This is a genomic window from Shewanella sp. MF05913, from assembly GCF_059758095.1.
The window spans coordinates 76831-90486 of record NZ_JCAYNT010000010.1; the positions used below are offsets into that span (position 1 = coordinate 76831).

Consider the following 13656-nt stretch of genomic DNA (forward strand, 5'->3'; position numbering starts at 1 on the left):
TTATTAGCGTTCTTCATTAGCGTCATTATCGGCACAATTGAAATAGTGAATGCGCGATAGATTAGTATACAATAGCGCCCTATTTTATTGTTTACTGAGTCTGTTATGTCATTTACTTCGCTAGGGTTATCGCAATTACTATTAGATGCGATTGATCAATCTGGTTATCACACCGCAACACCTGTCCAACAAGCGGTGATCCCACTAGCGCTCAATGGGCAAGATGTGTTGGCCAGTGCCGAAACCGGCACCGGTAAAACGGCGGCATTTGCGTTGCCACTTTTGCACCAATTATTACAACAGCCTATAGCTGATATTATTCCAGGCCAGCGTTTGCGCGTGCTTATCATGACGCCGACTCGTGAACTTGCGATTCAAATCGAACAAAACCTGATTAAATACAGCCAATTTAGCGACCTTTCCAGCTTAGCCGTTTACGGCGGTGCCAGCATTAATCCACAACGTAAAACCCTAGAGCAGGGCGTTGATGTGTTAGTAGCAACTCCTGGGCGTTTATTTGACATCATTGGTCAACATGAATTGGACTTATCATTTGTGACTCATCTGGTGATAGATGAAGCGGACCGTATGCTCGACTTAGGTTTTGTAAAAGACATTGAAAAGGTCAAACGGTTAATTGCGAAGCAACATCAAACCATGATGTTTTCTGCTACCTTTTCAGACGATGTTAAAAGCCTTGCCGCTAAGATGCTTAACCAACCTGAATATGTCCACGTTGAAACCCACACGACAGCAGCTAATGTCGCTCAGCAAGTGTATAAAGTGGATGTTCGTCGTAAAGCTGAATTACTGTCAGAGCTTATTGGTAAGCACAATTGGCAACAAGTGATGGTCTTTACCAGCCGTAAAGAAACCGCAGAACATTTATTTCGTGAATTGTCTTTAGATGGGATTAAATCAGCGGTATTCCATGGTGATAAGAGCCAAGGCGCACGTAATCGTGCCCTAGAAGAATTTAAAGCAGGACAATTGCGAGTGTTAATTGCCACGGATTTAGCGGCTCGAGGCCTCGATATTCAAGCTTTACCACGGGTGATTAACTTTGAGTTGCCTGAAGAGTGTGAAGATTATGTTCACCGTGTTGGCAGAACAGGGCGTGCTGGGTTAGCGGGTGAAGCTATTTCTTTAGTGAGCCCACAAGAACTTGAATTACTCAATGATATTGAACAGCTAATTGGCCAAACGTTACCGGCACTGATCCCAAATGGCTATGAAGAAGGGGCTCCATTGCCCGCTAGATATCGAGATGTCAGCCCTGAAAAACCAAAGAAAGCCTTTAAGCATAAACGTGGAAAGCCGCCTCAAGGCGCTGCAAAACCCATGCGAAAAGGTAAGTATGCAGCTAAAGCTAAAAAATGATCACTAAGCCAATAAAAACTAATATTATCACCGGTTTTTTGGGTGTGGGTAAAACCACGCTCATTAAAGCGTTGCTGGCCAATAAACCTGAACATGAAGTGTGGGCTGTTTTAGTCAATGAGTTTGGCGAGATTGGCATTGATGGCGGTTTACTCAATGCTGGTTCTGAAACGGCAAACGTTGTGATTAAAGAAATCCCGGGTGGCTGTCTTTGCTGCGCCGCTGGAGTGCCAACCCAGGTTGCGATAAACCAGATTATTCAACAGGCTAAACCTGATAGGTTATTGATTGAACCTACCGGACTTGGGCACCCAGCAGAAATCGTCAAATTATTACAAGCACCGCATTTGCAACAGGTGATAAAGGTGCAAACTACTGTGTGTTTAGTCGATGCACGTAAGGTCAGTGACAGCCGCTATTACAGCCATGATATTTTTATCCAACAATTACAGATTGCCGATACAGTGATTGCTAACAAAGCTCAGCAATATAGTGAGCAAGAACAGCAAAACTTAATCGAATTGATGGCCAGATTAGGTAGAGCTGATACACCGATTATTAAGCGTGATGATGACGTTAGCCAAAAGGCACAAGTACAACAGCTCATCACCTTATTAAATAAGCCAAGTGGGCGGGCGGCTAACATCAAATCAACGCTCCAGCCTACAAGTTTGCTCTCTCGCACTGCTGACCAATGGTTATTACCTATGGCAACCTCAACTCAAGGTGGCGATAAATTACAGCAACAGCTTGCTGAGCAGGGCTATATTTACAAAACTAATCAAGGTGAAGGCTGTTTCAGTTACGGCTGGGTTTTAGACAGCCAGCGATGTGTTGATTTTAGCCGTTTTATGACGTGGGTGGAGTCTGTTAAATCGATACCCGTGCTTAGATTGAAAGCCATTGTGATTACCTTTGACGGTATTTTAGGTGTCAACATGGTCGATGATAAATTAACTCTCGACGAATTAGATGATGCACTTGATTCTCGCATCGAAATCATTAGTGACAAACCGCTCGATGGTGACACACTTCAACAACAACTATTTGAATGTTATACCATTGCACGTTAGTAAGTGATCTCTCAGCGAGAATTTAAAAGGGCTTAAACAAGGCGAATGACTGAATGAATAGTTATTCTCTTTCGAAGTCATGCAACGCAGTGTAAGCCCTTTTAAAACTCGCCTGAAAGGAATGTCCCAGCGGCTTTTGCTCTGCGTTCTCGCTATTTGAAAGGGAACAACCATTACTACACAGCGACGCCTTAATCAAAAAACCGCTGGATGCATTCTGAGTGGAAACTTATTAATGCGCAATGGTATTAATTACCTAATCAATCAGCAATAATCCAATATAAAATGGGCATTGATAAATTATCAATGCCCATTTTACTTTATCAGCGTTAACAACACTCAGCAGGTTAGCGAGTACATTCCTCTAACAAGTATGCTAAGTGACGATACGAAATACCGCTATGTTGGGTTAATCCCACTTCACACATTCTGTTTGCGTAATACCCTTCTTTGGTTTCCGCTGGAATGAGTTTTTTGATATTACGTAAGGCACTGGCGTTGATTTCAGGTTTGTACAACCCTTTTTCACCCGCATAACCACAACACGAAATACCTGCTGGTAATACAACATGCTTCGCACACGCATCAGCAATCGCTTGCTGTTTAGGTTCTAATTTCAACTTACGGGCACTACAGCCTTGATGTAAGGTCACGTTAGATTTTTTGGTGATGGTCATGTTGGGCAGTAAATTATCGTGCATAAACTCGACTAGGTCGGTAATGGCCACTTTAGGGTTACCAGTTAACGTGCGATAAGTACAAGACAATGCATCAACTACAACCGGTACTTTACCGTTATCAGACAACTTGCTTAGCGCATCAATAAGTTCATCACGTTTTGCGTCGGCATTTTTAAAATCACCTTTTGACTCCCACATTTGGCCGCAGCACAAATGGCGAGTATTTTCAGGGATAATTACGTTGTAACCGGCACGTTCAAGTAACGTAATCACGACTTCTGGTAGCGTGCGATTGTCAGGATCTTTTGGTGTAGGACCAAAGGTTCTACCGCCACACGCAGGGAAGTATAATACCGTTTGCTGACCAGGCTTATGAGCAGATGGCTTAGCCACTTTACCGCCTTTAGGGAAGTCAGGGTTCCAATAAGGCACTTCTTTGGTGATCATTCTACCCGCATTCATCAGTGAGTTGGTGATGGTGTCACCGGTCACTTTATGAAGAATGCCAAGAATATCAAACCCAGTACTGATCACCTGGTTAACTGCACCAAAGTGCTTCGCTTGGAAGTCGAGTACTTTTTGCTCAGTGGTGGTGATATACGGAGTACGTAATTTACGCACTAACTGGCCCATGCTGTTATCGACTGGGCAGGCAATAGTACATAACTGACAAGCCGCACAGGTGTCGATAACATCGTATTTTGAACTGGCACGCATTTCAGCTGCCGCTTTTTTATCGCCAGATTGTTCTAGGCGTTCAATCTCACGTAATACTGCAATGCGCTGACGTGGTGAGAAGTTAAGTGCCGATGTTGGGCATGTTTTTTCGCAGAAACCACATTCAATACATTTATCGACAAAGTCATCCACTACCGGGCATGGCTTAATATTTTTAACATGGACTTGTGCGTCGCTATTTAAAATAACGCCTGGGTTGAGCAAGCCGCTCGGGTCAAAAATTTGCTTAATTTGCTTCATGAGGGTGTAAGCATCGCTACCCCATTCCATTTCCACAAAGGGGGCAACAGCACGTCCAGTACCATGTTCCGCTTTCATCGAACCATCGTATTTATTGATGACCATATCTGCGACATCTTGCATAAAGTCATGGAAACGATCGATATCGCCTTGCGAAGCAAATGTAGGGGTAATGATAAAGTGGAAGTTACCCGCAAGCGCATGGCCGTAAATCACCCCTTCAGGGTAGCCATGTTTGTGGAATAACGCGGTAAGATCTGCCGCTGCGCTCGCTAAATGTTCAAGCTCAAACGCCACGTCTTCAATAATAACAGACGTCCCTTTAGGGCGTGCGCCACCGATAATGGGGAACAAGCCTGAGCGCATTGCCCAATACTGGCCAAATACTGCAGGATCTTTACTGAACTCAATCGGACGTTCGGTTTTAATGTGGGCAATTTTTTGGATAACGTCATTGGTATAGTTATCGAGTGTTTGAGCATCATTTGCGCGTGACTCAATCAATAAAATAGCAGCGCCTTCGGGTAACTGGCTTAGCCATTCAGGCATACCTGTTTTACCCGTCACTGATTTAATTGAAGCCCAATCCAATAATTCAGCCGCAGCAACACTGTCACCTTTAATCAACGGAACTGAACTTGCTGCATCTTCCATATTGAAAAACACTGCCATGGCAGACGCTTTAAATTGCGCTTCTTCTACCGTGTGGTAAGTGATTTCATTAACAAATGCCAACGTACCTTCTGAGCCCACAATGAGGTGATTAATGATGTCAAAAGGATCACTAAAATCGACTAATGAGTTAATGCTGTAGCCAGTCGTGTTTTTAATCGAGAATTTCTTACGGATACGAGCTGATAATGTTGGATTATTTTGGGTTAATTGCGATAAATCAGTTAAGGCAGCCAAAAGCACTGAATGTGACTGACTAAATGCGGCTTTAGAATCTGGACACCCAGTATCTAGCTCGGTGCCATCTGCAAACATCAGCTTTGCCGACTTGATAGTTTGATAGCTGTTTTGCGCCGTACCACAACACATACCAGAGGCATTGTTTGCAACCATACCACCCACTTGGGCTGAGGCGAGGGTCGCTGGATCGGGACCAATTTTTTTGTTAAATGGTTTTAATGCCGCGTTGGCATCAGACCCAATAACCGCAGCGCCTAATGAGATAGATGACTTATCTTCGTTGATTTCAATGGTTCTAAAACCATCGTGGCCGAGAATAAGTAAAATACCTTCGCCAATAGCCTGGCCCGATAAACTGGTACCCGCGGCACGAAAGGTTACCGGTACATTGTGCGATCTTGCTACGTTTAAAGTGATTTTAACTTGTTCTATGCTATCTGCGTGAACGACAATTTCAGGAACGATACGGAAATAACTGGCGTCGGTAGACCAAGCAAAGCGACGAACCGGATCATTGGTAACACATTTGCTGCCTAATTGAGACGTTAAAATATCCATTACCACTTGATAGTTTATAGTCATAACATGCTCTCTTAACACTGTAATGTTGTGTAGGCTGTTATGCCTACTGTCTTATACCCTGAATGTTGGAGTAGTAACATCAGTGGCTACTACTCCAATCTGTTTGGGTATTTCGTTATCGATATGAGTTTGAGTAATTAAAAACCGCCCCAAATAACCGCAATGGTGCCTGCAACAAGCGCATAACCAAGGGCGATAGGCATCGTTTTACGAATGATTTCAGACTCACGTCCTGCCATGCCAACCACTGTAGCGGCGGCAACCACGTTCATCACACACATCATGTTACCGGCGTTTGCGCCAATACCTTGTAGTGCCAATGCTAACGCGTGGTTCATACCTATGTTATCGGCTACAGAATATTGTAAGCCTGAGAACATCATGTTTGAGAACGTGGCAGAACCTGAAAGGAATGCACCGAAAATACCCACAACAGGTGATACCCAAGCCCAGACAGAACCCATGCTATTTGCGAGTAAATCGGCAAGTGCAACTGGCATTGACGCTAGGCCTGCTCCGTTTTCGCCAGAGTTCAGGAAGATTTTTACCATAGGCACAGATGCGCCTAATGAAATGATGGTAGGTAACATTGATTTACATGACACTGTCAATGATTGCTTCATCGCTTTTGGTTTCATTTTGAATAACACAAAACCAAACAAACACACAGCAACAAAGAAAATACCAGGCGCATAGAAGGTGGCAAATCCCGCTTTTAGTTCGGTACCTAACAAGCCTGTCCAGCTGATGTTAAAGCTCGTTAGCCAACTCTTAAATGGACCCACAACGCGAGATAGCACCAACAGCGCAGCCATAATGATATAAGGAGACCAAGCTGCAATTTGCGAGAACTTAACCGGTGTTTCGTCAATGGCTAGCTCTTCTTCTGACTTGTTATCATTTTCGCTAAAATCACACCAAGGTTGTGAAGGTAATAACCAGCCTTTTCTTGCCACTGGGATGACTAATGCCATACCGACAAGAGAGCCAATAACAGAAGGGAACTCAGGGCCAGCAAAGTAGTTAATTAACCATGCAGGGATGGTGAATGCAAAGCCGGCAAATATAGCGAATTTCCATATTTGCAAACCTTCTTTAATTGACTTATTACGACCAAAGAAACCCGTTAATACACACACCATCACTAATGGGATCAGTGAGCCGGTAATCAAATCGATAGTGATCATGTGTTTAGCAATAAACTGCGCATAACCCACAAACGTGCCGCCATGTTCAGCAAATTGTGCTGCAGCCATGTTAACGCCACCTTCAGTTAGACCCTGTTCCATACCAAATAAAACGGGTAAACCAATTGCACCAAATGATACTGCAGTCGAGTCACCGATTAAGGCGACCATTGCTGCGGCAATTGGAGGCACACCGAGTAATACAAGTAATGGTGCGCCAATAGCCGCTGGGGTACCAAAACCTGCAGAGCCTTCAATGAACGAGCCAAATAACCAACAAATAATTACAACTTGCACACGTGCATCAGCACTAATGTTGGTGAATCCAGAACGAATGGTGTCCATCGCGCCAGAATATTTTAAAGTATTTAACAAAAACACCGCGCCAAAAATAATGGTAAGCGGTGTTAATGCAGAAAGGAGTCCTTCGACAACGGAAGCGGCGAGAAGCATCGTGTCCATTTGCCAAATAAAGATTGCTGCCAGACCTGTCGCAATCATTGATATCGGCATTGCTTTGGATGCCGGTAAGCGCATGAGTACTAAAAATACCATTACGCTGATAATAGGCGTTAAGCTTGCTAGTAACTGTAGAAATGTCATGTATACCTCTGTATCACTTATAGTGGGTATTAAATTGTTATTATTTGTTAGTTTTTCGCTAACTAAGGCGTAATAGACGTTATTTAAGTGTTAAATGTGTTGATCGAGATCATTTAACATACGAGAAACAGACTTTGCTTATCGAAGTGGGATCTACATCCAATAGCAGTATTTTGAATGTCGGTTTTAGATCACGTTTTTTGATAGCGAAAATAATCATAAAAATAAAGCCAAGCGTTAAAAACGATTGGCTTTAAGATAACGTTAATTAGCGGTTGTGAATGTGAAGGGCTTCACGTGAACGTTTGAGAAGATGTGAGCTAGTTCAAATTTAAAAAAGTTTACTTCCCCAGCCTAATTTATTTCGCAGTACATGGAAGTAATTATGGCCTTTCGGGTGGATTAGTCTGAGGCGTTCATTGGAGCGGCGAATAAAGATTTCATCACCTGGTAAAACGGCTAAATGCACATGGCCGTCACAACTGACTTCGAGGTTTTCATCATTATTGGGTGATACGACGAGCTTAATATTGCTACAGGCATCAACCACAATTGGCCGACAAGATAAGGTATGAGGAAACATCGGCACCAAAATAATGGCTTGTAAATTAGGGGTTAAAATAGAACCGCCAGCTGATAATGAATAAGCTGTGGAGCCTGTTGGCGTTGAAACGATCATGCCATCAGCGCGTTGGCTGTACATAAATTGCTCATCAATATAGACTTCAAATTGAATCATGTGCGCAATTTTTCCTGGGTGCAATACGGCTTCGTTTACGGCTGTATTACTTGCGATGATCTTACCGTGGCGATGCACTTCTGCTTCAAGTAAAAAGCGATGTTCTGTTTCAAACTCGCCGTCTAACACTTTAGATAACGCGTCTTCAAAGTTGTCTGGTGGCAAGTCGGTTAAAAAACCTAGATTACCGCGGTTAACACCAATAACGGCAACATCAAATCTTGCTAATACTCTAGCGGCACCTAACATATTACCGTCACCACCCACAACGATGGCTAAGTCGCAATGTTCACCCATTTCGAGTAAGTCCATTGAGCAAACATCAGGGCCTAACTCTGCAGAGACACGTTCTTCAACAATCACATTAAAGCCCTGAACACTGAGCCAATGAAGCAATCGCCGTAAGGTTTGATTGGTCCCTTCGTGATGCGGTTTGCCGATGAGGCCGATTGTTTTGAACAATTTAGTCATATTCGAGTTTGTTGTGCCTTTAGGACTTGAAACATATGAATTGATCCCCATAATATACTCAAACTTATTAAAAGTGTGATAATTGCTGTTAATTAATCAGTAAATAGTCACATTATTAGCATATCCAATTTTGCATTTTTTAGCTGGAGTGAAAATGAGCAACGAATCGAACAACGCACCGCAAGATCAAGTGGAAGAAGTGGTAACACCTGAAGTCGTGGCTGATGAAGCAAGTTTGATGGATGAATTGACCCACGCAAATTTTCGCATCGAAGAATTAGAACAGCAATTAGCTGAAACCCAAGCGGCACTAACCGAGCGTAAAGATGTTGAAATGCGCGCTGCGGCTGAAACGCAAAACATCCGCACTCGTGCAGCCAAAGATGTTGAGCAAGCACGTAAATTTGCTTTAGAAAAATTTGTTAATGAATTATTGCCTGTCATTGATAATATGGAACGCGCTCTGCAGGGAACAGACCCTGAGAATGAGTCGACCAAAGCCATTTATGAAGGTGTTGAATTAACCATGAAAGGGTTCCTGACTTCAGTTGAGAAGTTTGGTGTAACCCAAGTTAACCCTCAAGGCGATGCATTTAACCCTGAGCACCATCAAGCCATTGGCATGCAACCAAGTGCTGAGTTCCCAGCGAACACGGTAATGATGGTGATGCAGAAAGGGTATTTACTCAATGAGCGTTTATTACGCCCAGCCATGGTAATGGTTTCTCAAGGCGGTAATAGCGTCGACGTTGAAGCATAAATTCAACGGATTAACAGATTAAAAAAGGACTGAATTCTCAGTCCTTTTTTTATAGTTGCCATTCAATCTAGCGAACTAAAATTCACGTTAGCTATGCAATAAACGCCTGGATTTGCGCTAAAATCCCTGCTGAATCAAGCTGTAATTCTGCTGTGATTTCGTCTGGTGCACCGTGTTTAATAAATTCATCAGGCAAACCTATTAATAACACCGGTTTTACAATGCGCATTTGTTGTAGTGCTTCGAGTACGCCAGAACCTGCACCACCCATGACCGCATTTTCTTCAACGGTAATAATCACATCATGGCTGTTTGCCAGTTCAGCTAGCAAATCAACATCAAGTGGCTTCACAAAACGCATATCAGCGACACTGGCATCAAGTTGATCTGCTGCCTCTAGTGCGGCGGCTAATGTGGTACCAAAGTTAATAATGGCAATTTTTTTACCTTGACGCTTTAACAGCCCTTTACCAATAGGTAAGGTTGTCATTTTTTCGACCTGCTCAGCACCAGTCGCACTACCTCGAGGATAACGCACAGCGGTAGGGCCGTCTTGGTAACAATAGCCGGTGTACAGCATTTGGCGACATTCGTTTTCATCTGACGGCGCCATAATCACCATATTCGGAATACAGCGCATAAAGCTTAAATCGAATGCACCCTGGTGAGTCGGGCCATCTGCACCTACTATGCCACCACGATCTATTGCAAATAGCACAGGTAAACGTTGTAAGGCCACATCGTGGATTAATTGGTCATAGCCACGCTGCAAAAAGGTGGAGTAAATTGCGACAACAGGCTTGAGGCCTTCACAGGCAAATCCAGCACCGAGTGTCACCGCATGTTGCTCTGCAATAGCCGCATCAAAATACTGCGTAGGGAAACGCTGTGAAAACTCAACCATACCAGAGCCTTCACGCATTGCAGGCGTTATCGCCATCAACTTATCATCTTGTTCGGCAACATCGCACAACCATTTACCAAACACTTGCGAGAAAGTTGGTAATCCGGGTTTTGTCGCTGGTTTTTTAAATAGGCTAGGGTCAAATTTCGGCACCGCATGCCAACCGATAGGATCTTTCTCTGCAGGTTCATAACCACGACCTTTTTTGGTCATAATATGCAGCATTTGAGGGCCTTTGAGGTTGCGCATATTACGCAAGGTTTCTACCAGCGAGTCCACATCATGGCCATCGATTGGGCCAATGTAATTAAAGCCTAGTTCTTCAAATAACGTAGCCGGAACGACCATGCCTTTAAGGTGCTCTTCGGTGCGCTTAGCCATTTCTTTAATGACAGGCATTCCTTTAAGCACTTTTTTACTGCTTTCGCGGATGGTGGTGTAAAAACGTCCAGACATCAACTGAGCTAAATGATTGTTTAATGCACCCACATTTTCTGAAATCGACATTTCATTGTCGTTCAATACAACCAGCATGTCTTTATGCAAGTCTCCAGCGTGGTTCATGGCTTCAAATACCATGCCACCGGTCATCGCACCGTCACCAATAACGGCCACGACTTTACGCCCAACCGCTTCTTTGTCTGCGGCGACTGCCATGGCTAATGCGGCACTAACAGATGTGCCAGAGTGGCCAACGCTAAAGGTATCGTATTGACTTTCTTCACGCCACGGAAAAGGATGCAGACCATTTTTTTGCCTAATGGTGTGCATGCGCTCACGGCGATCGGTTAAAATTTTATGTGGGTAGGCTTGATGGCCGACATCCCAAATCAAACGGTCAAATGGGGTGTTATAGACATAATGAAGTGCCACAGTTAATTCAACTGTGCCTAAGCCAGACGCAAAATGTCCGCTGGAAATACCAACAGACTGAAGTAAGAATTGTCTAAGTTCATCAGACACTTGTGGAAGTAAACCTTGCGGTAACTTCCTTAATTCTTCTGGTGTATTAGCCTGAGCTAGTACTGGGAATTTAGAAATATCGAAACTCATAGCGAGATTTTCTGACTCTTATTATAATCTTCGCTCAATAATATAACGGGCGAAGTCTGCAATTAACTGGCTATTGTATGGCAATTTAGTCAGCGCTGATAGTGCATCTTGTATTAGTTGTTCCGCACAGGCCTTTGCACCATCAAGACCCAGTAGTTTAGGGAAGGTACTTTTATTGGATTGCTCATCACTGCCTTGAGGTTTTCCAAGCTCTTCCGTGCTTGCGGTAATATCTAAAATATCGTCCTGAACTTGAAACGCTAATCCTAATGATTGGGCGTATTGCATCATTAGTTGGTACTGCACTTTTGGCAAATTGGCAGTAATTAATGCAAGTTCAACGGCGCAACTAATTAACGCACCGGTTTTTTTATTATGTAATTCAGTTAAGCGTTGTAAATTTATACTGTGATTTGTGGCGCTAAGATCAATCGCCTGACCACCACACATGCCTTGGTAACCCGAGGCTTTGGCTAATGCGCTCACCATCGCTAATTGTTGGCTTGGGGTGAGTGTTTCACATGGCGCAGTAATGATCTCAAACGCCAGCGTTTGCAAGGCATCACCGGCTAAAATGGCGGTAGCTTCATCAAAAGCAATATGAACGGTCGGCTGGCCACGACGGAGCGCGTCATTGTCCATTGCGGGTAAATCATCGTGTATTAATGAGTAAGCATGAATACATTCAATGGCTGCAGCCGCTTTATCAAGGGCGTCAATATTGACCCCGAGCATGTCGCCAACACTGTAAACCAAAAACGGTCGAATTCGCTTACCGCCTAATAACGCACCATGCAACATGGCCGCCTTAAGGTGAGGCGCGGCATCATCAAGTTGATTTAAATGTTCACTCAGAACAGCATCAACTCGTTTTTGGTAAGTTTTTATCGCTTCAGCTAACACGTATTAAGACCTATATTTCAACCTAAATGATTGACGATTATTCACTTTCGACTGAAAATGGTGCTAATTCAACATCATTTTCATTTAATAAAATAGACACTTTTTGTTGAGCTTGTTCAAGCTTAGTTTGGCTTTGACGCACTAAGGTAATACCACGTTCAAATTGTTTGAGCGCGTCATCTAGTGAGACTTCACCTTGTTCTAAGTGAGCTACAATGGTTTCGAGTTCTGTTAAAGATTGCTCGAAACTGAGATTTTCTGGTTTTTTAGCCACGGTTAATATTCCTCTCTTGGCGCGAGTGACAAGGTATATCAGCCCAGCGTATCGGTCAAATACAGTCGCTGGTTATTTGCTCAACAGCACGCTTTGTTATTGAATTTTTTTTAGAAACCTTAAAAACGGGCTAAACTTGAGCCAACTTTGTCCGATAAAGAGTTAAGATTTTAAATCGATAGCGTAAACTGCTGTTAGATTGATACCATCATGTAATATAAAACGGGCATGTTATCTAAAGAGAGTATTGCAACTTTTACAGTAATGCATAACGATTGAGATTAAGATTGCTTGTTATCAATGTTAGCTGTGCTAAAACGTCATTATAAATTGCACTTAATAAAGCGCACAATAAAGCAGAGTCATCACTGCGATTGAGGAGAGGTTGTGGATTTAGCTACCCTAATAGGTATTATCGGCGCGTTTGGGTTTATTATCGGTGCCATGGTTACCAGTGGCGGTATCGGCCTATTTATTGACGTTGCTTCAATATTAATTGTTATAGCCGGCTCTATTTTTGTGGTGATGATGAAATTTAACTTAGGCCAATTCCTAGGTGCTGTAAAAATTGGACTAAAAACGTTTATTTTCAAAATTGATAAACCAGAAGATTTGATTGAGCAATCAGTTACTATGGCTGATGCCGCGCGTAAAGGTGGGTTTTTAGCGTTAGAAGAAGCGGTCATTACCAATACTTTTATGCAAAGAGCTGTTGATATGCTTGTCGACGGTCATGACGGTGATGTTGTCCGTAATGCCCTTGAAAAAGACATTGCCTTGACTGAGGAACGCCATAAAACAGGGATAAGTATTTTTAGGGCATTTGGTGATGTAGCCCCTGCGATGGGTATGATTGGTACACTCGTGGGTTTAGTTGCGATGTTATCTAACATGGAAGACCCTAAATCGATTGGTCCTTCGATGGCCGTTGCCTTATTGACCACACTTTATGGGGCAATGATTGCTAACATGGTGGCAATACCTATGGCGGATAAGCTTGCTCTGCGCATGGGCGAAGAGATGCTTAATCGTAATCTCATTATGGATGCCGTATTAGCTATTCAAGATGGTCAAAATCCACGTGTGATAGAAGGGTTCCTCAAAAACTACCTCGCGGAGAAACAACGCAAAGTTAACACGACAGACGGAGAATAGTC

General features: G+C 43.3%; 10 protein-coding genes. 4 read left to right on the plus strand and 6 right to left on the minus strand.

The window, feature by feature from the left end:
• Positions 1-105 precede the first annotated feature (105 nt).
• Together AC19MV_RS13070 and AC19MV_RS13075 are read left to right on the plus strand one after the other, a co-directional pair.
• Positions 106-1380, plus strand: a complete 1275-nt coding sequence (locus tag AC19MV_RS13070; RefSeq protein WP_498308092.1) for a DEAD/DEAH box helicase — start codon at positions 106-108, stop codon at positions 1378-1380.
• Positions 1377-2453, plus strand: coding sequence for a CobW family GTP-binding protein (locus AC19MV_RS13075; RefSeq protein WP_498308094.1), 1077 nt, complete (start codon positions 1377-1379; stop codon positions 2451-2453). Before AC19MV_RS13070 ends, AC19MV_RS13075 begins: the two co-directional genes overlap by 4 nt.
• A 347-nt stretch (positions 2454-2800) precedes the next feature.
• On the opposite strand, the gene AC19MV_RS13080 is transcribed toward AC19MV_RS13075, so the two are convergent.
• The 3 genes from AC19MV_RS13080 to nadK form a co-directional block, all read right to left on the minus strand.
• Entirely contained in the window at positions 2801-5605 is a 2805-nt protein-coding gene (locus AC19MV_RS13080) for an FAD-binding and (Fe-S)-binding domain-containing protein (RefSeq protein WP_498308095.1), read from the minus strand.
• 137 nt (positions 5606-5742) lie between these two features.
• Positions 5743-7395, minus strand: coding sequence for an L-lactate permease (locus AC19MV_RS13085; RefSeq protein ID WP_498308097.1), 1653 nt, complete (start codon positions 7393-7395; stop codon positions 5743-5745).
• Positions 7396-7726: 331 nt separating this feature from the next.
• Entirely contained in the window at positions 7727-8605 is an 879-nt protein-coding gene (gene nadK / locus AC19MV_RS13090) for an NAD(+) kinase (protein ID WP_432401599.1), read from the minus strand.
• A gap of 154 nt (positions 8606-8759) precedes the next feature.
• Here nadK and grpE point away from each other — a divergent pair, with 154 nt between their 5' ends.
• Positions 8760-9365, plus strand: a complete 606-nt coding sequence (gene grpE, locus AC19MV_RS13095) for a nucleotide exchange factor GrpE (RefSeq protein WP_432401601.1) — start codon at positions 8760-8762, stop codon at positions 9363-9365.
• A gap of 91 nt (positions 9366-9456) precedes the next feature.
• Here the strand turns inward: grpE and dxs are convergent, their stop codons facing one another.
• The 3 genes from dxs to xseB are packed head-to-tail and all read right to left on the minus strand — an operon-like array spanning position 9457 to position 12499.
• Positions 9457-11322, minus strand: coding sequence for a 1-deoxy-D-xylulose-5-phosphate synthase (gene dxs, locus AC19MV_RS13100; protein ID WP_432401603.1), 1866 nt, complete (start codon positions 11320-11322; stop codon positions 9457-9459).
• 21 nt (positions 11323-11343) lie between these two features.
• Entirely contained in the window at positions 11344-12225 is an 882-nt protein-coding gene (gene ispA, locus AC19MV_RS13105) for a (2E,6E)-farnesyl diphosphate synthase (protein ID WP_498298964.1), read from the minus strand.
• Positions 12226-12262: 37 nt separating this feature from the next.
• Entirely contained in the window at positions 12263-12499 is a 237-nt protein-coding gene (gene xseB / locus AC19MV_RS13110) for an exodeoxyribonuclease VII small subunit (RefSeq protein ID WP_432401607.1), read from the minus strand.
• Positions 12500-12886: 387 nt separating this feature from the next.
• On the opposite strand from xseB, the gene pomA reads away from it, so the two are divergent.
• The gene (gene pomA / locus AC19MV_RS13115; RefSeq protein ID WP_432401609.1) at positions 12887-13654 is read left to right on the plus strand and encodes a flagellar motor protein PomA; all 768 of its coding nucleotides are present in this window, start codon (positions 12887-12889) and stop codon (positions 13652-13654) included.
• The last annotated feature ends 2 nt before the right edge of the window (positions 13655-13656 follow it).

What these genes read in the sequence shown, in the direction of transcription:
- nadK (WP_432401599.1), bottom strand. Translation starts at nt 8,605, where the DNA reads ATGACTAAATTGTTCAAAACAATCGGCCTCATCGGCAAACCGCATCAC.
- AC19MV_RS13080 (WP_498308095.1), bottom strand. Translation starts at nt 5,605, where the DNA reads ATGACTATAAACTATCAAGTGGTAATGGATATTTTAACGTCTCAATTA.
- AC19MV_RS13075 (WP_498308094.1), top strand. Translation starts at nt 1,377, where the DNA reads ATGATCACTAAGCCAATAAAAACTAATATTATCACCGGTTTTTTGGGT.
- grpE (WP_432401601.1), top strand. Translation starts at nt 8,760, where the DNA reads ATGAGCAACGAATCGAACAACGCACCGCAAGATCAAGTGGAAGAAGTG.
- AC19MV_RS13085 (WP_498308097.1), bottom strand. Translation starts at nt 7,395, where the DNA reads ATGACATTTCTACAGTTACTAGCAAGCTTAACGCCTATTATCAGCGTA.
- AC19MV_RS13070 (WP_498308092.1), top strand. Translation starts at nt 106, where the DNA reads ATGTCATTTACTTCGCTAGGGTTATCGCAATTACTATTAGATGCGATT.
- dxs (WP_432401603.1), bottom strand. Translation starts at nt 11,322, where the DNA reads ATGAGTTTCGATATTTCTAAATTCCCAGTACTAGCTCAGGCTAATACA.